At 71.5% G+C, this 26,336-nt stretch carries 24 protein-coding genes and 2 pseudogenes; 12 read left to right on the forward strand and 14 right to left on the reverse strand.

Annotated elements, in window-relative coordinates; translation table 11 throughout:
- Positions 1-201: 201 nt before the first annotated feature.
- From ACZ55A_RS02050 to ACZ55A_RS02060, 3 genes are all read left to right on the forward strand, one after another.
- The gene (locus ACZ55A_RS02050; RefSeq protein WP_468831744.1) at positions 202-3,324 is read left to right on the forward strand and encodes an alpha-N-acetylglucosaminidase; all 3,123 of its coding nucleotides are present in this window, start codon (positions 202-204) and stop codon (positions 3,322-3,324) included.
- Positions 3,325-3,372: 48 nt separating this feature from the next.
- Complete coding sequence (locus ACZ55A_RS02055) at positions 3,373-3,603, forward strand: DUF397 domain-containing protein (protein ID WP_069568066.1); 231 nt, start codon at positions 3,373-3,375, stop codon at positions 3,601-3,603.
- A gap of 143 nt (positions 3,604-3,746) precedes the next feature.
- Positions 3,747-5,711, forward strand: a complete 1,965-nt coding sequence (locus ACZ55A_RS02060; RefSeq protein WP_468831752.1) for a hypothetical protein — start codon at positions 3,747-3,749, stop codon at positions 5,709-5,711.
- Positions 5,712-5,765: 54 nt separating this feature from the next.
- On the opposite strand, the gene ACZ55A_RS02065 is transcribed toward ACZ55A_RS02060, so the two are convergent.
- Positions 5,766-6,281: a hypothetical protein gene (locus ACZ55A_RS02065; protein ID WP_468831755.1), complete on the reverse strand. Its 516-nt coding sequence runs from the start codon at positions 6,279-6,281 to the stop codon at positions 5,766-5,768.
- A 210-nt stretch (positions 6,282-6,491) separates the two neighbouring features.
- Between ACZ55A_RS02065 and ACZ55A_RS02070 the strand changes: the two genes are divergently transcribed.
- From ACZ55A_RS02070 to ACZ55A_RS02080, 3 genes are read left to right on the forward strand one after another with little or no spacing between them, the layout of a single operon-like run.
- Positions 6,492-7,406, forward strand: coding sequence for a metal-dependent hydrolase (locus tag ACZ55A_RS02070; RefSeq protein WP_468831757.1), 915 nt, complete (start codon positions 6,492-6,494; stop codon positions 7,404-7,406).
- A gap of 1 nt (position 7,407) precedes the next feature.
- Positions 7,408-8,508, forward strand: a complete 1,101-nt coding sequence (locus ACZ55A_RS02075) for a PDR/VanB family oxidoreductase (protein ID WP_468831760.1) — start codon at positions 7,408-7,410, stop codon at positions 8,506-8,508.
- A 36-nt stretch (positions 8,509-8,544) separates the two neighbouring features.
- The gene (locus tag ACZ55A_RS02080; RefSeq protein WP_468831763.1) at positions 8,545-9,240 is read left to right on the forward strand and encodes a TetR/AcrR family transcriptional regulator; all 696 of its coding nucleotides are present in this window, start codon (positions 8,545-8,547) and stop codon (positions 9,238-9,240) included.
- Positions 9,241-9,343: 103 nt separating this feature from the next.
- On the opposite strand, the gene ACZ55A_RS02085 is transcribed toward ACZ55A_RS02080, so the two are convergent.
- Positions 9,344-10,024, reverse strand: a complete 681-nt coding sequence (locus tag ACZ55A_RS02085) for a class F sortase (RefSeq protein ID WP_468831766.1) — start codon at positions 10,022-10,024, stop codon at positions 9,344-9,346.
- Positions 10,021-10,857: a hypothetical protein gene (locus ACZ55A_RS02090; protein ID WP_468831769.1), complete on the reverse strand. Its 837-nt coding sequence runs from the start codon at positions 10,855-10,857 to the stop codon at positions 10,021-10,023. Before ACZ55A_RS02090 ends, ACZ55A_RS02085 begins: the two co-directional genes overlap by 4 nt.
- A 171-nt stretch (positions 10,858-11,028) precedes the next feature.
- Here ACZ55A_RS02090 and ACZ55A_RS02095 point away from each other — a divergent pair, with 171 nt between their 5' ends.
- Positions 11,029-11,544, forward strand: a complete 516-nt coding sequence (locus ACZ55A_RS02095; RefSeq protein WP_468831772.1) for a GNAT family N-acetyltransferase — start codon at positions 11,029-11,031, stop codon at positions 11,542-11,544.
- A 49-nt stretch (positions 11,545-11,593) separates the two neighbouring features.
- Here the strand turns inward: ACZ55A_RS02095 and pulA are convergent, their stop codons facing one another.
- The gene (gene pulA, locus ACZ55A_RS02100) at positions 11,594-14,248 is read right to left on the reverse strand and encodes a pullulanase-type alpha-1,6-glucosidase (protein WP_468831775.1); all 2,655 of its coding nucleotides are present in this window, start codon (positions 14,246-14,248) and stop codon (positions 11,594-11,596) included.
- Between the two features lie 337 nt (positions 14,249-14,585).
- Between pulA and ACZ55A_RS02105 the strand changes: the two genes are divergently transcribed.
- The 3 genes from ACZ55A_RS02105 to ACZ55A_RS02115 all read left to right on the forward strand — a co-directional run bounded on the left by ACZ55A_RS02105 (position 14,586) and on the right by ACZ55A_RS02115 (position 17,057).
- Complete coding sequence (locus tag ACZ55A_RS02105) at positions 14,586-15,062, forward strand: hypothetical protein (protein ID WP_468831778.1); 477 nt, start codon at positions 14,586-14,588, stop codon at positions 15,060-15,062.
- A 71-nt stretch (positions 15,063-15,133) separates the two neighbouring features.
- On the forward strand, positions 15,134-15,928 hold the full coding sequence (locus tag ACZ55A_RS02110; protein WP_468831781.1) for a hypothetical protein: 795 nt from the start codon (positions 15,134-15,136) through the stop codon (positions 15,926-15,928).
- Positions 15,929-16,142: 214 nt separating this feature from the next.
- Positions 16,143-17,057 carry a DUF1259 domain-containing protein gene (locus tag ACZ55A_RS02115; RefSeq protein ID WP_468831784.1) on the forward strand — a complete coding sequence of 305 codons (915 nt, stop codon included), beginning with the start codon at positions 16,143-16,145 and terminating at the stop codon, positions 17,055-17,057.
- A 78-nt stretch (positions 17,058-17,135) separates the two neighbouring features.
- On the opposite strand, the gene ACZ55A_RS02120 is transcribed toward ACZ55A_RS02115, so the two are convergent.
- The 3 genes from ACZ55A_RS02120 to ACZ55A_RS02130 all read right to left on the reverse strand — a co-directional run bounded on the left by ACZ55A_RS02120 (position 17,136) and on the right by ACZ55A_RS02130 (position 19,145).
- Positions 17,136-17,573 (reverse strand): hypothetical protein, encoded by a 438-nt coding sequence (locus ACZ55A_RS02120; RefSeq protein ID WP_468831787.1) that lies wholly within the window; start codon positions 17,571-17,573, stop codon positions 17,136-17,138.
- Between the two features lie 143 nt (positions 17,574-17,716).
- Positions 17,717-18,529 carry a phytanoyl-CoA dioxygenase family protein gene (locus tag ACZ55A_RS02125; protein WP_468831790.1) on the reverse strand — a complete coding sequence of 271 codons (813 nt, stop codon included), beginning with the start codon at positions 18,527-18,529 and terminating at the stop codon, positions 17,717-17,719.
- A 172-nt stretch (positions 18,530-18,701) separates the two neighbouring features.
- Positions 18,702-19,145 (reverse strand): ATP-binding protein, encoded by a 444-nt coding sequence (locus tag ACZ55A_RS02130; protein WP_468831794.1) that lies wholly within the window; start codon positions 19,143-19,145, stop codon positions 18,702-18,704.
- Positions 19,146-19,354: 209 nt separating this feature from the next.
- Here ACZ55A_RS02130 and ACZ55A_RS02135 point away from each other — a divergent pair.
- Both ACZ55A_RS02135 and ACZ55A_RS02140 read left to right on the forward strand, forming a co-directional pair.
- A pseudogene (locus ACZ55A_RS02135) lies at positions 19,355-20,139 on the forward strand (helix-turn-helix domain-containing protein).
- Entirely contained in the window at positions 20,136-20,387 is a 252-nt protein-coding gene (locus tag ACZ55A_RS02140; protein WP_468831797.1) for a DUF397 domain-containing protein, read from the forward strand. Before ACZ55A_RS02135 ends, ACZ55A_RS02140 begins: the two are co-directional and overlap by 4 nt.
- Positions 20,388-20,402: 15 nt before the next feature.
- Here the strand turns inward: ACZ55A_RS02140 and ACZ55A_RS02145 are convergent.
- The 7 genes and pseudogenes from ACZ55A_RS02145 to ACZ55A_RS02175 all read right to left on the reverse strand — a co-directional run.
- A pseudogene (locus tag ACZ55A_RS02145) lies at positions 20,403-20,597 on the reverse strand (IS5/IS1182 family transposase); the annotation flags it as partial.
- Positions 20,598-20,678: 81 nt separating this feature from the next.
- On the reverse strand, positions 20,679-21,140 hold the full coding sequence (locus ACZ55A_RS02150) for a DUF5707 domain-containing protein (protein WP_468831800.1): 462 nt from the start codon (positions 21,138-21,140) through the stop codon (positions 20,679-20,681).
- A 302-nt stretch (positions 21,141-21,442) separates the two neighbouring features.
- Positions 21,443-22,999 carry a multicopper oxidase family protein gene (locus tag ACZ55A_RS02155; protein WP_468831803.1) on the reverse strand — a complete coding sequence of 519 codons (1,557 nt, stop codon included), beginning with the start codon at positions 22,997-22,999 and terminating at the stop codon, positions 21,443-21,445.
- A 26-nt stretch (positions 23,000-23,025) separates the two neighbouring features.
- Positions 23,026-23,475, reverse strand: a complete 450-nt coding sequence (locus tag ACZ55A_RS02160) for a hypothetical protein (RefSeq protein WP_468831806.1) — start codon at positions 23,473-23,475, stop codon at positions 23,026-23,028.
- Positions 23,476-23,616: 141 nt separating this feature from the next.
- Positions 23,617-25,014, reverse strand: a complete 1,398-nt coding sequence (locus ACZ55A_RS02165; protein WP_468831809.1) for an MFS transporter — start codon at positions 25,012-25,014, stop codon at positions 23,617-23,619.
- A complete protein-coding gene (locus ACZ55A_RS02170; RefSeq protein WP_468831812.1) occupies positions 25,011-26,018 on the reverse strand; it encodes a hypothetical protein in 1,008 nt (335 codons plus the stop codon). Before ACZ55A_RS02170 ends, ACZ55A_RS02165 begins: the two co-directional genes overlap by 4 nt.
- Positions 26,005-26,334 (reverse strand): darcynin family protein, encoded by a 330-nt coding sequence (locus tag ACZ55A_RS02175; RefSeq protein ID WP_468831815.1) that lies wholly within the window; start codon positions 26,332-26,334, stop codon positions 26,005-26,007. Before ACZ55A_RS02175 ends, ACZ55A_RS02170 begins: the two co-directional genes overlap by 14 nt.
- Positions 26,335-26,336 lie beyond the last annotated feature (2 nt).

Here is a 26,336-nt window from a genome sequence, read left to right on the forward strand (position 1 = left end):
ATTGGACGCACGCCCCCACTGAGGTTTCCCACCCACCCACGGGAGGGGACGGACCAGAGGACGAAGTCCGTAGGGCCGTCACCGCACCCGACGAACCAACGCCCGCCGCGTGGGGGTACCTCCCACGCCCTTCAGGCAGTGGGGGAGCTACGGCGAGACACCACCACGGCGGGACAGCCGACTACGTGGGGAGAGGCCGCAATGCGCAGACGCGCGCTGCTGGGAACTGCCGGAGCGATAGGGGTGGGAGCGGTGCTCGGCGGGGCCGCGTCCGCTGCGCAGCGGGCGGCGGGGTGGGACACCGCGCCGGCGCGGGCCGCGCTGGGACGGCTGCTGCCCGGGCATGCCGACCAGTTCGAGCTGGTGCCGCTCGCCGCCGAGGACGGCACCGACCGCTTCCGGGTCGAGGGGCGGGAGGGCCGGATCACCGTTGCCGGGACGACCCCCGCGGTGCTGCTGACCGGCGTGAACTGGTACCTCAAGTACACCTGTCGGGCCCATCTCTCGTGGGCAGGTGATCAGGTGGCGCTGCCCGCGCGGCTGCCAGGACCGCGCTCCCCCGTCGAGCGCGCCACGTCGCTGCCGCACCGCTTCGCGCTCAACGACACCCATGACGGCTACACCGCCCCGTACGCGGACTGGCCCCGCTGGGAGCGGCTGATCGACGTACTGGCGCTGCACGGGGTGAACGAGGTGCTGGTCACCCCGGGGGCCGAGGTCGTCTACCACCGGCTGCTGACCGGGTTCGGCTACTCCGACGCCGAGGCCCGTGGCTGGCTGCCGGCCCCCTCGCACCAGCCGTGGTGGCTGCTCCAGAACATGAGTGGTTACGGCGGGCCGGTCAGCCCCGAGCTTCTCGGCAGGCGGGGTGAGTTGGGGCGGAAGATCTGTGACCGGCTGCGGGCGCTGGGGATGCGCCCCGTGCTGCCGGGCTACTTCGGCACCGTGCCGGACGGGTTCGACGGGCGTAACCCCGGTGCCAGGACCGTCCCGCAGGGCACCTGGTCGGGTCTGAAGCGGCCGGACTGGCTGGATCCGCGTACCGCGGTCTTCGCCGAGGTGGCTGCCGCCTTCTACCACCACCAGGAACAACTCCTGGGCCCCGCAGACCACTTCAAGATGGATCTGCTGCACGAGGGCGGTGACCCCGGTGACGTGCCGGTGCCGGACGCCGCCCGCGCGGTCGAGAAGGCGCTGCGCACCGCGCGCCCCGGCGCCACCTGGGTGATCCTGGGCTGGCAGAACAATCCGCGGCGCGATCTGCTGGACGCCGTCGACCGCGAGCGGATGCTGATCGTGGACGGCCTCAGCGACCTGGAGACGGTCACCGACCGGGAGCGGGACTGGGGCGGGGTGCCGTACGCCTTCGGGTCCATCCCCAACTTCGGGGGGCGCACCACCGTCGGCGCCAAGACCCATGTCTGGGCCGAGCGCTTCACGGACTGGCGTGACAAGCCGGGCAGCCGGCTGGTGGGCACGGCGTATATGCCGGAGGCCGCGGAGCGGGACCCGGCGGCCTTCGAGCTGTTCTCCGAACTGGCCTGGCGGGAGCGCCCGGTGGACCGTGCGGCGTGGTTCGACGGCTATGCGGAGCTACGGTACGGCGGCCGGGACGAGGGGGCCCGGGCCGCGTTCGCCGCGCTGCGCACCAGCGCGTACGAGATCGCCAGCAAGGACGGCCGTCCGCACGACTCGGTCTTCGCGGCCCGCCCGGACCTGGCCGCCCGCTCCGGCACCACCTACGCCACCCATGGTCCGGCGTTCGACCCGGCGGCGTTCGACGGTGCCTTCGCCGCGCTGCTGGGGGTGCGCCCGGCGCTGCGCGGCAGCGACGCCTACCGCCACGATCTGACGGACGCCGCCCGGCAGGCCCTGGCCAACCGCTCCTGGCAGCTGATCGGGCAGCTCCAGGACGCCTACCGGCGCAAGGACCGGGCCGCGTTCGGTGCGCTGTCGGGGCTGTGGCTGCGGCTGATGCGGCTGAGCGAGGAGGTCACCGGCGCGCACCGGCACTTCCTGCTCGGACCGTGGCTGGCGGACGCCAGGGCGATGGCGTCCGGTCCCGAGGAGGCGGCGCGGCTGGAGCACAGCGCCCGGGCGCTGCTCACCACCTGGGCGGACCGGGCCACCGCCGACGGCGGCGCGCTCGCCAACTACGCCAACCGCGACTGGCACGGCCTGATCGGCGAGGTCCATCTTCCGCAGTGGCAGGCGTACTTGGACGAGCTCGCGGACGCGCTGGCGGCGGACCGGCCGCCCCGGCCCTTCGACTGGTACGCCCTGGAGGAGCCCTGGACCCGCCGGCGCGACGACCATCCGCTGCGTCCCACCGCCGATCCGTACCGCACCGCACAGCGGGTCCACAACGCCCTGGCCAGGGTCCCCTACCAGGGCACCGTCACGGTCACCGCCGCCCCGGCCGCGCTGCCGCCGGGCGGCCGGGCCACCGTCACCGCGGCACTGCGCAACGTCAACGGGCTGCGCGCGACCGGCCGGGTCGACTTCGCTCTGAAGGGCGTCGACGCCGCCGCCTCGGGCCCGGTGTCGCTGCCGTCCGTGCTGCCCGGCGGCACCGGCGAGGCCCGCTGGCGGGTCACCGCCCCGGCCGGCCCCCTGGATGCGCCGCTGCGCCCGCTCCCCTACGACCTGACCGTCGACTACGGCCCGAAGAGTGAGCCCCGCATCCGGGCGGCGCGGTCGGGCACGCTGTTCGTGGCCGGGCCGCTGGATGCGGAGCTGCGGACGGTGACCGGCAATGCGGCGGTCTTCGGCCAGTTGGCGGACCGTTTCGCGATCAATGGGGCGGGCGCGGACCTGTGGCGGTCCACCGCGGAGTTCGGCGCGCTGTACCGGCCGGGGGCGCTGGCGGCCGGCGGATCGGTGACGGTCGAGGTGACCTGGCAGGACGCCACCGGTCCCTGGGCGCGGGCCGGGATCATCGTCCGTAACCGGCTCACCGCCGCCCCGGGCTCACCGGACGCGCTCGGGTTCCTCAACCTCTCCGTGACGCCCGCCCACGGCATCGTGCTGTCGTACGACGCGGACGGCGACGGCGCCCTGGACACCTACCGGCGGATCACCGGCGTGGGCGCTCCCGTGCTGCTGCGGCTGGCCCGTGGCGCCGGTACGTACACCGGATCCTGTTCGACGGACGGCGGTGCCACCTGGCGGGAGATCGCCACCGTCACCGTCCCGGGAGCGGCCGTCCGCCAGGACACCGGGCTGCACCAGTCGGCCGCCAACTCCGGGACGGGGGACCGCGGTACGGCCGAGTTCCGCCGCTGGCGGCTCACTGGAAGCCGACCTGGCCACCGCGTACGCTGACCGGCACGGCCACGGGCCGGAACGGACCACGAGCGAGGGGATCACGGTATGAGTGCCGCAGCTGAGAAGGAGTGGCTCTACGCCCTCGACATCTCCGACGCCACCTGGCAGCGCGCCCCCGGGGACGCCGAGGAGGCGGTGGAGATCGCCTTCCTGGAGCGCGGTGCGGTGGCCATGCGCAACTCCACGGAGCCCGATGTGGTACTGCGCTACACCGAGGCGGAGTGGCGGGCCTTCGTGCTGGGCGCCCGGGACGGCGAGTTCGATCTCAAGCAGTAGCCGGCTCCCCCGAGTTGGGCCTGCGGCCACCGTGGACGGCGCACCGCGGTGGCCGCAGTCGTGTGCGCAGACCGTGCCGTCACCCGTCAGGGCGGCCGTGCGGGCGCCGGTGACCATCACAGGATTCACTCGTTTCACCGAACGTGAAGCAGCAGCAGGCGATCTCCACACGTCCGGACCGCTCCTCCCCCGGCGGCCCCGTCGAACTCGGTGATGTCATCGACGTCGAACAGGCCGAGGCGGCGCTGGTCGAGCACTACCCCCGGCTGGTCCGGCTGGCCTACCTCGTACTGCCGCCCGGCCAGACCCGCGGCCGCCGGGTGCTCGCCGCCCACGGCGTGGTGCAGCGCACGCTGCCGCGCCAGCGCGCCTCCACCCGCGGGCTCGGTCTGCCCGCCCAGCGGGCCGGGACGGAAGCGGCGATCGACCCTGGCTACGCCTTCGTACGGCTGCGGGTGCTGCGCGCCGCACTCGCCGCCGGGCGCTCGCGCCGGCTGCCCACTCCGCCGCTGCTCCCCCAGGTCTGGGGTCTGCGGCTCTTCCCGCGCTCCGGCGGCGCCGATGAACTGGCGCTGGACCAGGCGCTGTCGGCGCTGGCCGGGCCGGCCAGGGCGGCGTTCGTGCTGCGCGATCTGGAGCGGCTGAGCCCGCCCGAGGCCCGCCGGGTGCTGGAGGCTGCCGGGGTGGCGGACCCCCGGGAGGCGCTGGAGGAGGCGGAGCGGGCCGAGATGCCGGCCGGCAGCCGGGACCGGTCGCTGCTGGAATCGCCGGAGTTCGACCCGTGCGCGCTCCAGGCCCGGCCGACGGATCTGATCCGGCGGCGGCAGCACGGCCGGGCGGTGCTGGCGGCGGGTGCCGCGGTGCTGGTCTGCGGGGCGCTGCTGGGGCTGCCGGGCGACGGCTGGGGCCCGGACGGCGCCGCCGCCCCGCCGTACGCCCGTAATGCGGCGGCCGAAGCGGCCCTGGATCCGGGCCGGTTGATGGTGACCTCGGCGACCGCCTGGAAGACCGCCGCCCGGCAGGACTTCGCCGCCTGGCCGGCCCGCGGCGACCGGCTCCACGACAAGGCGCTGCTGCGCCGCGCACTGGCCGTCTGGGCCAGGCCGGGGGCCGGGGTGCAGGTCTCGGCGACGCCCGGCACACCGGCCGGTCCGCCCGCCGGGCCCGCCCAGCTGCTCTTCGCGGGTGAGGTGGACCACGCCGTGGTGGTGCTCTTCCACGACGGTCTGCGGGTGGTCCGCTACGCCGAGACGGCGGACGAGGAGGGCCGGGCCGAGGGCGCGGGCGCGGCGCTGGACTTCGCCCGTACGGACGGCGCGGTGGCGGATGCGGCGAGTGCCCTGGTGGTGAGCCGTACCCAGGCCAATGTCCGCTATCTGACGGCGCCCTGGGTGGGGTCGGCGCGGCTGGTCGATCTGCTGAAGCCGCGTTCCGCGGGACAGGCGGCGCCCGTCGACGCGAGCGGGCTGACCGGGCCGGTGCCCGTGCCGCGGCCGGCGGAGGAGTGCACCGGCTGGCCGGCTCTGCGGATGGGCGGTCATCTGCTGACCGATCTCGGTGAGCTGACCCCGGCCCGGCTGACGTACGGCAGCCCGCGCAAGCCGGGCGAGGTGGCCGCCCCGCGGGCCAGGACGGCCTGGGCGCGTACGGCGTGCCAGCTGGCGGCGTTCCGCGCGCAGGGCGTGCGGGCGGTGAACTCCTGGGAGTTCGCCCGGCAGCCGCTGCCCAGTGGCGCGGGCAGTGCGGCCTGGCTGTGCACCCGTGCGGAGACCTGGCGCGGGGCGGGCAGCCGGACGACGGCCCAGATCCAGGCGCCGGCGCCGCACGGCCGGCCGTATGCGACCGGGGTGGTGGCGGCCAGTGCCACGGGCGGTACGGCCTGCGGCCCGCGGTCTCCGAAGGCGCTGGCCGGGGTGCTGTGGAAGTCCCCGGCGGGCACCTGGTGGCTGCTGGCGGCGGGCAGCGCACAGGTCACGTCGATCACCGCGACCGGCGGCCTCCAGGGTCAGGCGCCCGGACGTCTGCTCTCGCTCCCGGCGAAGGCGGGCGACCGGGCGGAGCTGACGGGGCGGCTGGCGAACGGCGGAAAGCTGGAGGCGCTGCGCTGAGGAGTGTGCCGGCCGCCGCGGTGGGTCAGCGGCGGCCGGCACCGGGCGGTCAGCTCAGCACGGGCGGAGCGAGTAGATCGGGTCCCAGGTCGCGGTGCCGCGCTGGTAGGCCCTCGACGTCCAGCGGACGCTGCCGTCCTTGTTGAAGAACTTGGCGACCGTGCCGGGCGTCTGGTTGTTGATGAACGGCCCGTCGCCGTACCAGTTCCGCACGTACCAGGTCTGGCACTTGTAGAAGTCGAAGTTGACGCCCCGGACGGTCATGCACAGGTGTCCGTAGGCGCAGTTCAGGGCGGCGGAGTTCGTGGCGGCCGTGGAGTGCTGCGGGGCGACGGTCACGGTGAGGCCGTCGTAGACGATCTTCGTGGCGGAGACCTGGTGGCCGCCGGGCAGTGCGGCGAGGACCGCGTCGACCCGGTGCTGGAGGGCGGTCGCCCGGGTGTCGGCCGGTCCGGTGGCGCGCGCCTGGGCGCGGAGACCGGGCTGCGGTGCGGCCGAGGCCGCGACCGAGGAGCCGGCGAGCAGTGTGGCGGCCGCGACGAGCGTGGCGGCCCGCTTGGTCAGGTTCATGCGCTTCCCCCTGTAGGGCGTTGGTGCCTGGCAGCATCCTTGCCGCCGAACCCGAGGCGCGAAAGCCACATTCTTGCCACCCCGCACACAACACCACATCCCTCATGAATCCCACCCGTCATCCCCGTAATCGGGCAACTCGCCACCCCTCGGGGAACTTTCACCGTCCGAGGGGTACCGGCACTCCTTACCCGTCAGTACATTGACGCCATGTCTAATACGGCCTCGCTGCGGCCCCAGCCGGTCGCGTCCGAGCACACCCCGTTGAAGGCCCGCAATGTCGCCTTCGACTGGGCGGACACCCCGCTGCACTGGATTCCTGGCGACCCCGCCAGCACCCACACGATCAATGTGCTGCATCTGCTGCTGCCGGCCGGCGAGCGCTGGTTCGTGCACGTCTACAAGCAGGCGCTGCCCGCCATCCGCGACCCCCGGCTGCGCGCCGATGTCATCGGGTTCATCGGGCAGGAAGCGATGCACTCACAGGCGCACGACGCGGTGCTGCCGCACCTCAAGGCGCAGGGGCTCGACCCGACCCCGTACACCGCGCAGGTGGACTGGCTCTTCGAGAAGCTGCTCGGCGACCGCACCCTGCCGCCGGGCCGGGCCCGTCGGTGGTGGCTGCTGGAGCGGGTCGCGATGATCGCCGCCATCGAGCACTACACCGCGTTCCTCGGCGACTGGGTGCTCAACGCCGAGGCGCTGGACGCCAGGGGCGCCGATCCGACCATGCTCGACCTGCTGCGCTGGCACGGCGCCGAGGAGGTCGAGCACCGCTCGGTCGCCTTCGACCTGTTCCTGCACCTCGACGGCGACTACCGGCGGCGGGTGCGGACCTGGGCCACCGCGTTCACCGCGCTGGTGTTCCTGTGGCAGCGCGGCACCCGCTTCTTCATGGAGAACGACCCCTCGCTGACCGACGGCAGGGCCAGCTTCCGGGAGTTCTTCCGCGCCGGACGGCAGGGCGTGCTGCCGACCGCCGGGGCGATGGCCCGCTCCATCCCGCAGTACCTCAGCCGCAGTTACCACCCCTCACAGCACGGCAGCACCGCACAGGCCGTCGCCTATCTCGCCCGCTCCCCCGCCGCGACGGCGGCCGAGGCCCGTACGGGCGGAGGTGCCTGAGATGCCGCGTACCCGAACCGTGGTCATGGCCGGCGCGGCGGCGCTGCTGGCCCGGCGGGCCCTGCGCCGGCGGGTGCGCGCCTCCCCGCTGTGGCCGCTGCCGGCCCTGCACGAGCCGGTCTCGGGCCGGGGCCGCACGGCGGCCAACAGCCCTGGAACGGCCCGGAAGTTGATGGTCGCCGAGCGCACCGAAGCGGCCGAGGGCGTCGTACGGCTGCGCCTGGAAGGGCCGGAGCTGCCGGCGTGGGAGCCGGGCGCCCATATCGATCTGGTGCTGCCGTCCGGGGCGGTGCGCCAGTACTCGCTGTGCGGGGACCCGGCGACGCGCGGCTCGTACACGATCGCCGTCCGGCTGATCGAGGACGGCCGGGGCGGCTCGCTGGAGGTGCACGAGCAGCTGCACGAGGGGACCGAGGTCGAGGTCCGCGGACCGCGCAACCGCTTCCCGCTCCGGGACAGCCCCGCGTATGTCTTCATCGCGGGCGGGATCGGCATCACCCCGGTCCTGCCGATGGTGCGGCAGGCCGAGCGGGACGGGGTGCCGTGGCGGCTGGTGTACGGCGGGCGGTCGCGGGCCTCGATGCCGTTCCTGGCGGAGATCGAGGAGCTGGCGGGCGCAGGGACGGACCGGGTGACGGTGGTCGCCGAGGACGAGGACGGCCGGCCCGACCTCGCCGCGGTGCTCGCCGGTGCGCCGCCGCGGGCCGCCGTCTACTGCTGCGGGCCCGAGCCGCTGAGGGACGCGGTCGAGGCGCTGCTGCCGGCCGTGACCGAGGGCCTGACGCTGCACACCGAACGCTTCGCGCCGGCCACCCCCGCACCGGCCGGCGAGAACGAGCCGTTCGAGGTGGAGCTGCGGCGCACCGGCCGTACGGTCACGGTGGCCGCGGACACCAGTGTGCTGCGCGCGATCCGCGCACAGGCGCTGCCGGATCTGCCGTACTCCTGTGAGCAGGGCTTCTGCGGCACCTGCCAACAGCGGGTGCTGGCCGGTGAGGTGGACCACCGCGATGCGCTGCTGACCGATGCCGAGCGCGCGGATGCGCTGCTGATCTGCGTCTCGCGGGCGCGGGGCGGCGGCGGGCTCGTGCTGGATCTGTGATTCCGCGGCGCGGCCCCGGTCGTTATGGTGGTCCGCATGACGACCGGGACGCGCCGCAGGATGGGCGTCGAGGAGCGGCGCGATCAGCTGATCGCGGTCGCCCTCGACCTCTTCAGCCACCGCTCCCCGGAGGATGTGGCGATCGACGAGATCGCCGAGGCGGCCGGTATTTCCCGGCCGTTGGTCTACCACTACTTCCCGGGCAAACAGCAGTTGTACGAGGCCGCGCTGCGGCGGGCCGCGGAGGAGCTGACCGCCCGCTTCGTGGAACCGCACGAAGGCCCGCTCGGCGCCCGGCTGTTGCGGGTCATGGAGCGGTTCTTCGACTTCGTCGACGAGCACGGCCCCGGCTTCTCGGCCCTGATGCGGGGCGGCCCGGCCATCGGCTCGACCCGCACCAGCGCAATGATCGACGGCGTACGCCAGGCCGCATACGAGCAGATCCTCGCCCACCTCGGCATCCCCGACCCGCCCCCGCGCCTGGAGTTGGTGGTCCGCTCGTGGATCTCCCTGGCCGAGACCACCGCACTGCTGTGGCTGGACGGCCGCCGTATTCCGCGAACGGAGCTGGCCCGTCAGCTCGTTCATGACTTCGCGGCGCTGGCGGCGGTGAGCGCCGCGTACGACGAGCGGATGGCCCAGGTCGTCCGGCGGATGCTCGCCGACGAGCCGGCGGACGGGATGTTCGCGGATCTGGTGGGCCGGCTGATGGAGCTGCCGCAGCCGGTCTAGGGGGCTGTGCGCCGGTGCGGACGGCATCCGGCGGCGCGTTCGTCGTGCGGCCGGCCCGCCGGGCGTGGTGCCCGGGGGCCGGCCGCCGTCAGGCCGGTGCGGTCTAGGCGTTGCCCGTGAGGCTGGCGAACACCACCACGTTGTCCCGGTAGTAGTGCTGGCCCTGGTCGTAGTCCCCGCCGCAGGTGATCAGGCGGAGCCCCGCGTGGTCGAGGTTCTTGTAGACCTCCACGGTGGGGAACTTGTTCTTCGGGTACTGGGCGATGCGGTCGACGGTGAACTTCGCCGAGGTGCCGTCCTTCCGGGCGACCTCGATGGTGTCACCGCGCTTCATCGACGACAGCCGGTGGAACACCGACGGTGCGCCGTTCCAGCTGACATGGCCAGCGATCACGGCCGGGCCCCGGGCCCCCGGTGTCGGCCCGGGCCGGTACCAGCCGGCCTTGTCCGGGTCGCGCGGTGTCTCCATCGTGCCGTCCTTGTGCTGTCCCAGCGTCTCCAGCGTGGACGACACCTTCAGCGCGGGGATGGAGACCCGTAGCGGGGCCGACGCCGGCATGCTCGCGGCGGAGGCGCCGCCCGCGCCGCCCGGCTCGGACGCCCCGTCGTGGGACGCGTGCCCGCCCTGGCCCTGCTGCTCCGCGGGGAGCGACTGCGGCGGCGCCTGGTCCTGCCCTCCGCACCCGGCGACGAGTACGGCCGCCACTGCCGCGGCGAGCACACCGCCGAGGGCCCGGCGGCCCCGGCGTCCCGTGCTCACGGTGGCCCCGCTGCGGGCGCTCATGCGGCGGCCCCGCTGTTCCCGCCGCGCACCGGGGCGAGCGGCGCCCGGCGGCGGCGCCGGACGACCAGCGTGCCGGTCACCATCGCCGCGGCGAGCCCGCCGGCGCCGACCATCGCGATCGGGGCTGCCGTGGTGGTGGCGGGAGCGTCCACGGGGCCGGTCCCGGTCTCGACCCCGCCGACCGGGATGGACCCGACCGCGGCGCCCTGGACCTCACCGCAGTTGGTCGGGGCGGTGGCCTCCTGGGGGAGTTTGGGGTCGAGTTCGCTCTTGCCCGCGCCCTCGAAGTCGTACTTCTTGTTGTTGTTGCGGTCGATGCCGTGCTGCACGATGTGCAGGTCCTTGATGTGGTCGACCACGTCCTGGGAGACGGTGAGCGTGCGCTCGTAGGAGAGCTTGCCCTGGGCGTTCACCACCGGCATCCGGTCCACGGCGAGGCCGCTCTTGGCGTCGGTGGAGCCCTGGGTGGTCAGCGAGATGTTGATGTCTCCGTAGTCGACGGTGGCTTCGGTGTTGTTGAGAATCCCGTCGCCGTTGGTGTCGTCGCTCGCGTCCGGGCAGTGGAAGTCGTGCCCGTCGGTGGAGCCGTGGAGGTGCTGGGCGGAGGGCTGTCCCGGTACGAGCCCCTCGGACTCGATCTTCACGGTCAGCTGGTTGCCCTTGAGGCTGAGCATCGCGACGCCCTTGGAACCGGAGTCGTTCAGCGGCGCCAGGTTGATCTGGTAGGCCCCGTTGCCCTCGGCGAGGGCCGGGGACGCGGCGCCCACCGTGAGAGCCAGGGCGGCCGGCAGTGCGGCGACTGCGGCGAGGCGGCTGGTACGCGTGGGGATCACGTTCGTTCCTTTCCGGCGGCCCTCCGTGGCGGAGGACCGCATGTCGTCCAGGTGCGAAGCGACACCTCTGAGAGGCATCAACCTCGGCGAGGTCTCACCCCCTTTATTCGTAACGCCGGCGTCTCAGAGCGGGTGGAGCGCAAAATTTGTCGGCACGGCACAATTCTGCGCATGGATGAGATGACGTTCCGGCTCGCCGACGACGGCGCCGATGCGGCCGTTCTGGTCGAGCTGTACGACGCCGCGGCGCGGTGGATGCAGGCCTCCGGTATCGAGCAGTGGAAGCCCGGCGGGAAGAGTGAGGAGCACTTCCACCAGCGGATGAAGGAGGGCGAGGTCTGGTTCGCGGAGGCCGGTGGGCGGATAGCCGGGGCCTTCGAGCTGTGGTGGCAGGACGAGCCCGCGTGGGGGCCGCAGCCGCCGGAGGCGGGGTATGTGCACCGGCTGATGGTCGACCGGGGGCAGGCCCCGGCGGGCACCGGGCAGGCGATGCTGGCGCATGCGGAGCGGCGGATCGTCGAGGCCGGGCGCACCTGGTCGCGGCTGGACTGCCTCGCGTCCAATCCGCGGCTGCGTACGTACTACGAGGGCGCCGGGTACACGGTCGTCGGGGAGCAGCCCTGCAAGGAGGGCAACGGCGGAAGTCCGTACGCCGTCACCCTCCTTGAGAAGCGGCTGCTTCGTTAGGGCCCGAGCCTCAGCCCTGGGCCTCGGCCCTGGGTCTCAGCCCTGAGCCTCAGCCCTGGCGGAAGACCGCCACTGTGCGGGCCGGGACGGTGAAGGTGCCCGTGGCGGGGGCGTAGGAGGCGGTGGCGGTGGTGCGGTCCGCGCCGTGGGCCTGGACGGGGTGCAGGGCGTACGGCCGGCCGGCGAGGGCGTCGAGGGTCTGGTGCTGCCGCTGCGGGGTGGCGTTGAAGACGATCACCAGGTCGGCGAGCCGCATGGTGAGCACGCCGGGGGTCTCGTCCTTTCCGGAGAGCGGGAAGGAGAGCTGCGACTGGACCGCGGCGGTGGTGGGGAGGGCGAAGGCCGGTTCGGTGGCGTGGATGCGGAGCAGGTCGCGGTAGGCGGCGGAGGCGCCGCGGATCTCGGCGCAGCCGGGGCGGAGGGCGGGGTCGGTCAGGAGCGGTTTGGCGTAGGGCCACTTGTCCTTGTTGTCGGCGGCCGGGGGCAGTCCGCGGCCGAAGCCGTTGCCGTCGGCGCAGTTCCAGTGCAGGGCGTTGAACCAGTCGCCGCTGTTGAAGGAGTTGCGGTCCAGGGACTTGGAGCGGAGCAGGTCGGTGCCGGCCTGGGAGAGCGCGGGGCCTTGCGAAAGCATTGCGGTGGCCAGTGCAAGGACTTGCATACGGGCACGGTCGGCGGCGCTGGTTCCTTGCGGGAGTTTGTACGCCAGCGCGTCGTAGAGGGTTTCGTTGTCGTGGGCGTCGGCGTAGGCGAGGGCGTCGCCCGGGGCGGCGGCGTAGCCGACCGGGGCGCCGTTGTAGTCGACCTGGGACCCCTTGACGCGGCGGCCGGTGGTGTCGGTGAACGCGTAGTCGGCGAGGTTGCCGGTGAGGCCGACCTTGAGGAGGTCCTGTTGGTGCAGCAGGCGGGCGCGCTGGGCGGCTGAATCGCCGTTTGCCGGGGAGGAGTTGGGGTCGGTGTACAGGCCGGAGGCGAAGCCCTGGACGCGGGGGTCGGCGTCGAAGGGGCCGCCGCCGCGTACCGCGTCGCGGGCCCGGTCGCTGAAGGTGGCGATGCCGGTGCCGGCCATGTTCTGCTGGGTGGCCTGGACGAAACGGGCGTCGCCGGCGGCCTCGCCGAAGTTCCAGCCCTCGCCGTAGAGGATGACTGCCTTGCCGTCGACCCCGTCCTTGCTCGGTGTCAGGGCGTCCAGTGCCTTGCGGACGGCGAGGATGTTGGCCTTGGGGTGGTGGCCCATGAGGTCGAAGCGGAAGCCGTCGACCTTGTACTCCTTGGCCCAGGTGACGACGGAGTCGACGACGAGCTTGCCCATCATGGTGTGTTCGGGCGCGGTGCCGGAGCAGCAGGTGGAGGTGGCCACGCTGCCGTCGTCGAGCAGCCGCTGGTAGTAGCCGGGGACGATGCGGTCGAGGACGGAGTGCGGATCCTGGCCGCTCGCGGCGGTGTGGTTGTAGACGACGTCCATGACGGTGCGCAGCCCGGCGCCGTTGAGGCCCTGCACCATCCGGCGGAATTCGACGGTACGGGCGGTGCCGTCCGGGTCGGAGGCGTAGGAGCCCTCGGGGACGGTGTAGTGCAGGGGGTCGTAGCCCCAGTTGTAGGCGTCGCGGGCGGCGGTCCTGGTCACGCACTCCTGCTGGCGGTCGGAGTCGGGCGCGTAGGAGGTGAGGTCGCAGCCGGGGCGGTCCTGGTCGGCGCGCTTCTCCGGGACGGTTGCGCCGTCGAAAGCCGGCAGCAAGTGGACGTAAGAAGTTCCAGCGGCCGCAAGGGATTTCATATGGCGCATGCCGTCGGACTGTTCGTCGGTGAAAGCGAGGTACTGGCCCGGGTGGCGGGAGGTGCGGTCCTCGACGGAGAAGTCGCGGACGTGCAGCTCCTGGATGCGTGCCCGGCGCAGCGGCACCGCGGCGGGTTTGCCCAGCTCCGTCCAGCCCTCGGGGGCGAGCGCGGGGTCGTCGAGATCGACGACGAGGCTGTGGGACGAATCGGCGGTCAGCGCGGTGGAGTAGGGGTCGGTGACCTTGTTGGTGACGGTCCTGCCGACGGTGGGCGCCCAGACGGTGACGAGGTAGCGGTACGGCTTGCCGGCCCAGTCACGCTGCCCCTGCACGCGCCAGACGCCGCTGCTGTCGTCGCGTCGCATCGGGACCCGTCGGCCGTCGAGTTCCAGGGCGACGGTACGGGCGGTGGGCGCCCAAACGGAGAGGGTGGGGCGGCCGTGGTCGAAGACCGGTCCCAGCCGGGCGTGTTGGGCCCGGGTGCCGTAGAGGTCGTCCAGGACTCCCGGTATCTGTACGCCGGTGGTCAGGCTCCGGCCGTCCGCCGCGTGCTGGGTGGCGACGATCCGTCCGCGCAGCGCCGTACGGGCCAGGCCGCGGTCGCGGGGGTCGACGGTGAAGGCCGGGTAGCCCGTCAGATGGGGGAAGGCGTTGCGTTCGGCCGGGGTCAGGGTGCCGGGCGTGAGCCGGATGCGCCGCCCGGCCGCGCCGGGCCCGTCCGGCCCGAACTCCAGCTGGGCGGCGGTGCGCTCGGCGCCCTTCCAGACCACGGTGTCGCGGTCGATCCACTGGGCCAGCGCCTGGTCCTGGCCGGACGGCGCCGCCTGGGCCGGCTGCTGCGGGGAGGAGACGAGCAGGGTCGCGGCGCCGAGGGTCAGGGCGAGGGCGGCGGCCAGGCGCCGGGCGGACCGGCGTGGGGTGGAGGACATGGGTCATGGTTCTAGCCGCGACGATTCGGCGTTGCAAGACCTTACGCAAGACATTGCAAGGGTGTTACGTTCTTTCCCGCACCAGCCGGTCCGGTCGGCCGGAGACCCGTCCCAACGGGCCCTACGCGCCCGGCCGTCCGGACCGGCCCCAGCCCGTAAGGCCACATGCCGCCCGACCGTGCGAACAGCGACTACGAGGGCGCCCCCTACGCCGCCCGCGCCCAACTCCGCACCTCAGCAACCCCCTTGAGAAATAAAACGCTTGTGCGAAGCCGAGCCGCTGTGGTTGGGTTCTTGCGGCGCGCGCCCTATTCGCGACCAAACCAGGGGGAGTTTCATGAAGATGCGTATTGGCGGAGCTTCGGCCGTACTGGCCGTACTGCTGGCCGCTGGTTCGACCGTGCCGGCCCATGCCGACGAGCACACCACACCCGCAGGCAGCTACCAGGCGACCGCCGCCCGCGCCCCGCACGGCTTCCTGACCAAGGGGGACTACGCCCACTTCTCACACACCGTGAGCAAGACGGTCAACGCCCACGGCTGGTGGAAGAAGATCGACGGTCCGGCGACACACGCCAAGATCACCATCTGGTTGCAGGTCAAGGTCGGCAGCGGGTGGCGGACCCTCGACAAGGGGGTCAAGACCGTTCCGCAGGGCGGCGGAAGCAACAAGAGGGCCGTCGCCAACTGGAAGTGCACCAACCTCATCGTGAAGAACCACTTCCGTACGGTGGTGGACGCGGACATCGTCGGCTACCCGGACGGGCCTGAGAAGCTGGTGACCAAGACGCAGACGCTGTACTGCGGCGTCTAGCAGCCGGCCGCGCCGGGATACCGGTCGGGTACAGAAAGGGCCTTGGCGTGTACTACGAGACGCTTGTTGCCTTGCACGGGGTACTCGACCGGTATCCATGGGCCTCGCACCTCACCTGCGAGGACACCGGAAGCGAACTGTACGACCTTGCCATGCGCAGGGCGGAGGCCTACGGCTGGTACTCCACCGGCGGCTGGACGTACAAGTACGAGGGCTGGGGCGAGGCCCGCATCGTCCAGGACCCGGGACGCTGGGCCGACTGCCTGGCCGGCGGGGACTGGACGCAGGACGGGCAGGTCCGGGAGCTGGCGTGGATGTCGGCGGACATCCCGGACGATGTCCGGGAGCCGCGTCTCCCGGTCCTTCACGTGGCGCGCATCCTGTCGGACGCGGTGAACCGGATCGGCCGCGTCCGGTTCACCGGGCTGCATGCCGTCCTCCCGCTGCACGAGCTCGTCGGTGACGCCTCCGACGACCTGGCGGCGATGCGGAAGTGGTTCGCCCTCGCCGACCCGTCCACGTCGGTCCCGGTGAGCGTCACCGTCGCCACCGGCCCCGCCATGTGGGGCAAGGAGACGGCTGTGCGCGACGCCGCCGGAGAGCGGCTGGGCGACATCGCGGAGGTCGACGTTGCCGCCGGGCAGCTCGACCTGTCCGGCATGGCGGACGTCGATGGCGAGCACGGCTACAACAAGGGCCGTGAGCGGGGCGTGATGCGGTTCGCGTGCCGTGTGCCCGAGTGGTCGCCGGAGGTCGCGGTGTGGCTGGTCGAGGTCCTGGGCGATGCGTTGCGCGCCGTCGAATGCGCGGAGCAGGTGGTGGTGACCGCCTCGCTGGCGTCCCGGCCCGACGACGCCCCCCACTGAACGGCCGCCCCTCCCACCTGCGCCTCACCCGTTGCGACGAGTGTTTAGCCCACCTGGCCCCAGGCCGTAGCGGTGCTCACGGTGTCGGCGAGCCACCGTGCTTCCATCCCGTCATGGAGGTGCTCACATGATGGCTGGAGACCGACAACGGGACACCGATCGTCGAGCAGGTGCGCCGCGACGGCGCGTGCTTGCCGCGGCCGCCCTCGCTCCGATGACGGCCGGGGCCCCGACCCCCGCTCGCGCCCTGCCCGCCAGGGAGCCCCAGGCGAGAGGCAGCGGGCCGATCGAGCCGGTGCCCACCGTCCTGTCGGACTGGAAGGACGTGGCCGGCAAGCTGGGCCGCACGGGCGACATGAAGCGGAAGGTGATGTACCACACGGGCCTGCCACGCCGGGACCTCCGGGTGCTCTCCCGCAACGTCACCGTCAAACCGGCGCTCGCCCTGGGCTCGCACGTGTCCTTCGTCCGTTACGCCGACGACAGCACGCTGCTGATGGGCGATGTGGTGGTCACCGAGCCCGAGTTGCAGGGGTTCATCGATACCCTGCACGCCCACGGGATCGAGCAGACCGCCCTCCACAAGCACCTGCTCTCCCACACCCCTGACATCTGGTGGGTCCATGTCCACGGGCACGGCCACGATCCGGGAGCCCTCGCCCACGGCCTGCGCGCGGCGTTCGACCGCACCGGCACCCCTCCCCCGCGACCGCCCGCCCCGAAGCAGACCCTCGACCTCGATACCGCCGGCATCGATGCCGCGCTGGGCGCAAAGGGGGTCGCCGACGACGGGATCTACAAGTGCATCTTCGTCCGCCGGGAGACCATCACCGACGGCCACTTGGTGCTGCCCCCGGGCCTGGGATCGACCAGTGCGTTCAACTTCCAGCCGCTGGGCGGCGGCCGGGCCGCGATCAGCGGCGACTGCGCCATGATCGCCAAGGAGGTGCAAACCGTCCTGGTGGCCCTGCGGCGTGCCGGGGCCGAGCTCGTCGAGCTGCACAACCACGGCTTGACGGATGAACCCCGCCTGTTCTTCGTCCACTTCTGGGCCATCGGTGACGGCGTGAGGCTCGCGCGGGCCCTGCGCCCCGCGGTGGAGGCCACCAACGTAGGAGCGGCCGGCTGACCGCCCGCGCGACCGGCGGCCCGGAAGTCCGGAACGCCGAGTCGCCGCGGACCGTCCCGTCCGGGACGACGCCGGAGGTCAGAACGTCCAGGTGGTGTACCACGTGGCCTGACTGGTGGGGTGGGCCAGGTCGGTGGTGACTCCGCTGAGGCGGCCGTCGGAGCCCCGGGAGCCGATGTAGCGGCCCTTCGCGCCATCGCTCCAGGCGATGACGAAGTAGAGGGAGGTGCCGTCCACGAACCCCTGCTCGATGGTGCCCGTCGTCGAACTTCCCGTCCTGGCTATGCCGGTGAGGTTCCCCTGGGCGTCCTGGGCCACGGAGAGCGTCGCGTTGGCCCCGTTGCTCTGGTAGATGGTCCAGATACCCCCCACGTTGAAGTCGGCGGCCGCCGCCCCGGCAAGCGGTGCCACGGAGGCTCGGTGCGGCGCCGCGGCCTGGGCGGCGGGCGCGGCGAGGGTGATACCGCCCAGGGCGACGGCGAGCGCCACGGCAGCCGTGGTGAGTCTGGCACGCATGAGGGTTCCTTCCCATAAAGGGGTATTTATGCGGCATGGGTGCTACTGCGAGCCATGAGCCTCGCAGTAGCTGCCGTCCCCTGACAGCCGAGAACCGGTCATTGCAGGCGCATAAGCGACCCAACGGAACGGCCCAAGCATGTCTACCGGGCGCTGCACTCGGTGCCGTCCCCGTCCGGACCGGGGGTGTTTTGCCCCAGGCCCCGACGGATCGCGATCTCTACGGGTGAGTACGCGCCGTCGGCCCGCTCCAGTTCGTACGGCGCAGCCGGCATCAGCGGCGGCTGGGCCATGAAACGCGGCCGCACCCCGTGGTGCGGTTGCGCCGAGTGCACCAGGAACGGATGGCACAGGAAGACGTCGCCCGGGGACCCGGTGGCGAGGGCGAGTGACCGGTGTTCGGACGCCGCCACCAGGTCGGGCGCAAGGGCCAGCCCGCTCGCCCCGTCCTCCCCGTACTTCTCCAGCACCTTCGGCACGTCGAGGTGTGAGCCGACCCGGATCCGGGTCGGGGCGTCCTCCGCACCGACCTCGCTGAACAGGAACAGCATCAGCAGCGCCCGGCCCCGAGAGCGCAGATTCGTGAAGTACCAGCTCTCGCCCTCCGGCAGATAGCTCCCCTCGATGTGCCAGCCCGCGTCGTCCGGCTCCTCCTCGTGCGGGAAGCGCAGCGGGAACGTGCCCAGCGAGTAGCGCGGCTCCCAGCGTCCCGCGCCGACCAGAAGGTCGTACGCGCGGTGCAGGGACGGGGAGTTGGGTGCGGCGGCGAACGGCCCCTGCGCCATGCCGGCCACCCAGTGCACGGGCTGCGTCCACGTTGCCGAATCGTCCGGGTCGCAGCCCGTCTCCCGCCACAGCAGCCGCGCGCAGTCCGCGGCCACGCGCGGTGCGACGGCGCCCTCCAGCTTCACGAAGCCGTCGTGGAGGAAGCGGGATACCAAGGTCGTGTCATCCATGCCCCCATCGTGCGGCGACACCGTTCCCGCTCACCCGACATTCTCCGCACCGCCTTTGTCGGGTGTTCACCGAGTCCTGCTTGGCAGAACCTGTGGGGCGGCCGCCCACGCCACCTCGGCGCCGGCGGCCGCAACCCAGAGATGGCCGGTCACGCGACCCCTCGGACACGTCCTAGAGGTCCAGTTCGGCATGGACGGTCTTGCCTACCGGATGCCGGTCGAGGACACCCCAGCGGCTCGCGAACGCGGTCACCAGGACCAGCCCACGGCCGGCCTCGGAGTCGGGCGGCGGCGGCGCGAAAACACCGAGGTCGGGCGGGCGCTTCTCCGTACGGGTGTCGGTGACCTCGATACGCAGCGTGCCGGGGCGGGCGGAGCCGGGCAGTTTCAGAAGGCGCAGTTCGAAGTCCCGGCCGGATACGCGGCCGTGGGTCACGGCGTTGGCGGCGAGTTCCCCGACGATCAGCGCGACGGAGCGGGAGACCTCGCCCCCGTAGGGGAAGCCCCAGACGTCGAGCTGCTGGACGGCGAGGTACCGGGCGAGGCGGGCCCCGCGACGGGTGGCGCTGAAGCGCTGCGTGAACATACGTACGGTGACGGTGGGTCGGGCTGGCATGGGCAGCAGCGTTGCTGCTCCGCAGCCTCGTACACCAGGAACTCCGCTCGAACTTCGGAAACTGTACGGGTTGAGTACGTGGACGGGTCAGGTAACAGGTCGTCACGATGGGTGACTTGCGGGGTCAGCACCAGTGAGCGGGAGTACCCGGAACGGAAGACAGCAGCACCGACACCTACGACAGCGCCAGGCCCGAGCCGTCCGGCAGTCTGCGGACCTTCGGCGCCGTCTATCAAGGGTTCCGTGAGAACGCGGGATTCACCCAGGAGGCGCTGGCACCCGCGATCCGGTACTCGGCGCACTACATCGGCTCCGTCGAGCAGGGCCGACGCCTGCCGTCGAGGAAGTTCATCGACCGCTCGGAGGAGACGCTCAACGCGAACGGGGTGCTCAGGAAGGCCGCCAAGCGACTGTCGAAGCAGCCGGGGCTGGCCCGGTGGTTCCGCGAGTGGGCGGAGCTGGAGAAGCAGGCGATCAGTCTGTACACGTACGAGTGCCGCCTTGTACCTGGGCTTTTACAGACGGAGGCGTATGCGCGGACGCTGTTCGAGCACCGCCTTCCGCTGCTGTACGACGAGCAGGTCGAGGCACAGGTGGCCGCACGACTGGACCGGCAGCGGATGCTGGTGGAACGGCAGAGCACCGCGTTCAGCTTCATCGTCGACGAGCACGTCCTCCTGCGCCGGACCGGCGGCCGGGACGTCACACGGGAGCTGATCGACCACGTACTGGAGCACGCCTCGCTCCGGAACGTGGAGGTGCAGGTGATGCCGCTGGAACGGGGCGTGCACGCCGGGATGAACGGGCCGATGCAGCTGCTGGAGACCCCGGACAACGAGTGGTTCGGCTACTGCGAGGGCAGGAAAGCAGCCAGTTCATCTCCGACCCGAAGACGATCAGTACGCTCCATATGCGCTATGCGAAACTGCGTTCACAGGCCCTCACTCCCGAAGACTCCCGGGGCCTGTTGGCGAAGATGCGAGGAGCGCTATGACGACCGGCACCGAACTGGCCTGGTTCAAGAGCAGCTACAGCGGCAGCTCCGGCGACGACTGCGTAGAAGTCGCCCTCTCCTGGCGCAAGTCCACCTACAGCAGCGGCGACTCCGGCGACTGCATAGAGATCGCCACCTGCCCCACCACCATCCACATCCGCGACTCCAAGGACAAGAGCGGCCCCCAGCTCAGCGTCCCGGCGCACGCCTGGGCGGCGTTCGTGTCGTACGCCGCCCAGGAGGGCTAGGGCGTGTCGTTTGGATCACCGGGCTGACCAGAGGAAGATGCCTGCGATGTGGAGTCCGGCCAGGTAGATGGTTGCGGTCTTCTCGTAGCGGGTGGCGATGCCTCGCCACTGCTTGAGTCGGTTGATGCACCGCTCAACGGTGTTGCGCTGCTTGTAGGTCTCACGGTCGAAGGCCGGCGGCCTGCCGCCCCGGCTACCCCGTCGCCGCCGGTGGCCGCGCTAATTCGCGCCCACTGCACATCTGTTAACGGCATACCCGGACCAACGACCGACTGATCCAAACGAAACTGCCTAGCGCCTGACCTTCACCGTGGCGGCGACGTCCTTGATGGCGTGGTCCCAGTCGTTGCCGGTGGCGCCGGCGGTCACCTTCCAGATTCCCGCCGTGGTGTTGTCTTGAAGGTTGCTCCGCGGGTTCATGGTCAGGATGAAGGTGCAGGTGGTCGTCGTGGCGCTGTGGGCCACGCAGTGACCGGTGCCATTGTCGGGGACCACGAGCCCGTGGGGGTCGTCGGGCATTTTCTGGCCGGGCCGGTACCACAGCGCGGGAACGTTGTAGTCCTCCTTGATGCCCGAGTCGTCGGTGGCGGTCACCGTCATGGTGAAGGTCTTCGGCTTCGTGGTGCCCAGGACAATGTCGGACCCGCCGTTGACGACCACCTTCATCGTGGTGTCGCCCACGACCCCGTCCGCCTGGGCGGCACCCGGAACAGCGAACGCGGACAGCGCCAGGGCACTGGCAACGGCGGCCACGGTGGTGCGCTAACGCATAAGTGTGTTTCCCCCGCACTCTGGTGGCCCCGGGGCGCCCCGGGGCCAAGGCTGGCAAGACGCGTCCGGCGCAGGGGAGGTCAGGTCACCCGGGTCAGGGCGGCTTGATCCACCTCGCGGCGCGGACGGCACCGAAGACGACTGCCGAACCCCCGGGACGGTTGCACCGCAGAGAGATCCTTCTGAAATCACGTGCTGTAGCAGATGGAGGTTATGGAGGGAACAAGCGCAGGAGGTCCACATTGCGGCCAGGGGCCGCCGACCGGCTCACCCGATCAACACAGTCACACCACCTGGAAGTTGGCCATCATGGCCATGTCCTCGTGTTCGAGGTTGTGGCAGTGCAGCATGTAGCGGCCCCGGTAGCCGTGGAAGCGGGCGAGGACCTCGACGACCTCGTACGGGCGGACGTCGACAGTGTCTTTCCAGCCCGCGTCGCTCACCTCCGGAGGTCTGCCGCCGCGGGAGAGGACCTGGAAGTGGGCGAGGTGCAGGTGTACGGGGTGGTGGAAGTCGCTGGTGAACTGCCAGCGTTCGACAGTGCCCAGGCGCGGGCGGGCCAGGTTCTCGGAGGTGCTGAACGGTCGTCCGTTGATGGTCCAGGCGTCCTCGCTGCGACGGAAGGCGAACTGTCGCGTGGCGACCGAGGCCGAGGCGGCCAGCTCTTCGAAGGATGCCGACAGCCGGGCCGGGACCGGGCCGGCGCCGCCCTTCTCCTTGCGAGCCACGCGGAAGCGCATGACGTCGCTCATGCGCCCGTCGGCCAAGGTGTTTGCCAAGGTGATGTGGCTGCCCACCGGGATGTCCGAGAAGTCCACGACGACGTCGAAGCGTTCGGCCGGGGTGGCCACGAGCGCCGGCACGGTCCGCGGGGCCGCCAGTAGTCCGCCGTCACTTCCGATCTGGACGAAGGGCAGGCCGCCACCGTGTTCACGCTTGAGGACGAAGCGGTAGCGGCGGGCGTTGGAGGCATTGAGGAGGCGGAAGCGATAGCGGGTCGCCGAGACCTCCAACTCCGGCCACGGGGCGCCGTTGACCAGCTGTACGTCGCCCAACACCCCGTCCATGTAGGCCTCTTCGACACCGGGCTCGCCCATGCAGGACGGGGACTTGGCGGGGTAGCGGAAGGCCCCGTCCTCCTCGAAGGACCGGTCGCAGATCAGCAGGGGGATGTCCTTGTCGCCGTCGGGCAGGGGCAGGTTCTGCTCCTCCGCGTCGTGGACGAGGAAGATCCCGGCTAGGCCGCGCCAGACTTGCGGCGCGCTGAAGTCCATGCGGTGATCGTGGTACCAGAGCGTCGCGGCCCGCTGGTCCAGCGGGTATTCGTACGTCTTGTAGCCCTCCACGACGTTCCAGTCGGCCTTCGGGGTCGTCGTCATCGCCCCGTGCGCGCCGTGTGTCGAGGGCTGCCACTTGTAGCGGGAACCGCACTGTGCGGGTAGCAACAGGTCGGTGGGGTAGCCGTCGGATTCGGGTGGGGTCACACCGCCGTGCAGGTGCATCGAGGTGGGTACGGGCAGTTTGTTGCGCAGCCGTACGACCGTCTTGCGGCCGGAGCGCGCGGTGAAGGTGGGGCCGGGGAAGGTTCCGTCGTAGCCCCAGACCGGTGTCCGCAGGCCTGGCAGGATTTCGACGGCCGCCTCGCGCTGGGTGACGTCGTAGAAGTCTGTGCCGCCCGAGGTCCGGGTGGGGCAGGCATGTCGAGGTATGGGAAGGGGTATGGAGAAGCGCTTCGGCGCGGCGGCGCGGCTCTTGAGTACGGTGCCGGTTCGTTCGCCGGACCATCCGGCGTAGGCGACGGCTCCGGCGGGGACGGCAAGGCCCGCTCCGGCTGCGGCCATGAGTCCCAGCATTCGTCGGCGCGAGGTCACCGGCCGGCCTCCGTGGCGTACTTGTGGGTGAAGGACCAGCAGGCCAGGGCCATCCCGAGGCCGAAGAGCGTCATCCCCAGGGGGATGTGACCGCCGAGCATCCTCGCGTCGCCCAGGACCTGCTGAACCCCGACGAGCACCAGCAGGCCGAGCGCCGCGACGAAGGGCCAGGCCGGAGCCTTGGCCGTACGCCACAGCAGGAGCGCCGCGACGATTTCGACGATCACGAGGAGGGTCAGCACCTGCGCGTTGGCGGCGTGCCAGTCGAGGAGGGTTACGTCGCCGGTGACGAAGAGGCCGGCGAGGGCGGCTTGGAGGACGATGTCGAGGAGTGTCAGGACCGCGGTGACGCGCAGCAGCCGCGCAGCACGGCGCGGCCATCGGCTCGCCGGGAGATGGGCCTCGGCGGTCGAGTTCGTCGGCGGACGCGTGGAGGTGTTCGGCATCGGAGTCTCTCTGTACGACTGTGGGCCTGTACGGCTGTGGGCGGCGGAGCGTACGGCTGTGGGCGGCGGAGCGCTCGACGGCACCCTTGAGGGGCGGCGGCCGGACGACGGCCACCGCCCCTGATCAGTGGTGGTTCGGAATCAGACGGTGGTCGTTCGCCGACGGGGTGCTGCCAGGGCTGGGATGAGTACGGTGAGCGCGGCCACGGCGGCGAGTGCCCAGAACGCTCGGTTGCCCTGATGTGACGACGACGCCACGGTGGCGGTCAGGGCGGCGATGCCGTTGACCCCGGCCGCTGAGCCGATGTTGCGCAGCATGGTCGCGGCCGACGTCGCCACGCCCAGTTGTTCAGGCGGCGACTGGTCCTGGATCAGAGTGAGCGTCGTCGCTGTGACCGCGCCGGTGCCGATCCCGGCCAATAGGCCGGCCAGCCAGGGAAGTGCACCGGTGGCGCCGAGGGTGGCGCTGCCGATCAGGGCGAGTGCGCCGACGGCCATCGATGGCCGGTAGCCGTGCTTGGCCACGAGCCCACCCGTCATGGCGCTTCCGGCCACCCATCCGAGCGCGGAGAGTCCGACGACCACGGCGACGCCGGTGGTGGACGTCCCTTGTGCGGCGAGCCGGACGGGCAGGACCGTCACCGTGGCGTACATGACGACGCACGCGCCGATGGTGGCAAGAGCCGCACCCGCGACGGGAGTCCCGGCGAACATCTGCCGCGGTACGAGGCTTCCCCCGAAGCGGCGCAGCAGGGCGAGGGCCACCAGTCCGACGACCGCGGCGGCGACTCCGCCCACGGTCCCCAGGCCGAGTGAGCCGCCTTGCAGGCCGACGAGGAACAGTGCGGATCCCCCCGTGACCAGGGCGTACTCCGCCATCGGGAAGCGGTGGCGCGAGCCCGTGTCGCCCTCGGCCGCGGCCCGGCGGGGCAGGGCGACGGCGATCGCCACGACGACGAGCGCGCACAGCGGCACGTTGACGAAGAACACCCAGCGCCAGCCCCACGCCTCGGTGAGAGCCGCGCCGACGACCGGCCCGAGGACCGCGGCCACACCCCAGACCATGCTCAGCATGCCCTGAGCCTTGGCGCGGCGCTCGGGCCCGAAGACCCGGCCGACGATGACGTAACTGGAGACGACGATCGCCCCGGCGGCAAAGCCGTGCAGGACGCGTGCCGCGACCAGGACGCCGAAGGAGCCGGCTAATCCGGCGAGCACGGAGGCGGCGAGGAAAACCACCGTGGCGCCGATGGCGAGCAACCGGTCGTCGAGCCGGTCGGCTACCCAGCCCGCGAGCGGGGTGCCCGCGACCTGGGCCAGCATGAATCCGGAGACCAGCCACGCATATCCGCCGCCGCTGCCGCCGCCGACGTCCGACAGGACGCTGGGCAGCACGGTGCCCATCACGGTGGCGTCCATGGCTGCGAGCAGCAGGGCGAGCACGGCCGCCCCCACCGCGATCCGCCCCGTGGAGGCGGCGGCGCGCCCGGACGGGCGCGCCTGCGGGGTGGTCCCCGCCCCGACGGCCGACGAGGTCACTGCGCCGCTCCCGCCAGTTGGGGGGTCGCCGAGTTCAGCGGCGGGATGCCCGCCGCGTGGACACGTCCGACACCGGAGAACTCAGTGATCATCACGCTGAGTTCGTCGTCGAGGATCTCGTCGACGGTGTGCAGCGTGCCGTCGGGGGCGAAGACCTTGCTGCCGAACGCCTTGGTCATCTCCAGCTGGATGGCAGCCGCCGGGTTGCCCGTGGTGAAGTCCACGCCGAGGACCTGCTCGGTGGCCGACTGGAACGACTCGGCGAGCTTCCGGTTCAACTCCTCGATATGCGCGAGAAGTTCACGCACCCGCTCCTGCTGCCGGGCGGTCAGCGCCGGGTAGATCAGCTTCATGGCCACGTGGTCGATCTTCACGTGCCGGGCCTCGTCCAGGCCGTGGGTGTGCAGCAGCCGGGTGAAGAACCGGGCACGCTGCGGGTCCAAGGCGTCGGTGCGGTGCTCGAACACAGTGATGACGGACTCGCCGACGTACGCCGAGCAGCACAGCGCGACCAGTTTGACGTACGGATGGTCGTCAGTGCGGAACACGTCGAGGCGCTCGTCGAACAGGGCCTTGTCCACGCGCGGTTCGCTGCCGGACAGGGCACGCACGTACCGGTAGAAGGTGTTGGCGTGCTGGATCTCCTCGGCCGCGAAGCAGGACAGTGCGTGGTGCAGTTCGTGCCCCACGTTGATCGGGTCGCGCAGGTCGTGGAGTTCGCCCATGACCATGGCCATGACGGTGCTCACATGCCGTTCGATCTCGGCGAGCTGGGCGAGTTCCTTGGTGAGGTAGGCGACGGCTTCCCGCTCGTGGCCTGCCTCGCCGTATGCGACGGTGGAGACATATGCCAATTCGTCGGCGGTGTTGGCCTCGGCCCAGTCGAAGGCACCGGGGTGAAAGGTGTTGATGTGGGCGAGCCGGGTCACCGAGGCGAGCTCGGTGCGCACGGCGTGCGCGATCGCGTCGAACTGGACGGGAGCGGCGCGGTCAGGCGTTGTCATTCTCGTACTCCTTGTAGCCGTCCTGCAGACCGATGGAGATGTCGCGGAGGCGCACCCATCCCTGAGCGATGAACTCGCTGTCGCGGAGCTTCTCGATGAAGAAGTAGTAGGACTTGAGGTCGTCGGTCTCGACGAACAGGAAGTCCGAGTAGTCCGTGGAGAACGCCTCGGCGTCGAAGTGCCGCACGGACAGCTTGTCGACGAACGGGCCGACGACCTCCTTCTGGAAGACCTCTTCCTTCGCGTTCCTCTCATCCCGGGTCAGCCGCAGCCACGCCGTGTCGAATTCGTAGCGGATGACGATGCCGTACTTCATGG

The sequence above is a fragment of the Streptomyces sp. NPDC034111 genome (genome assembly GCF_055575375.1).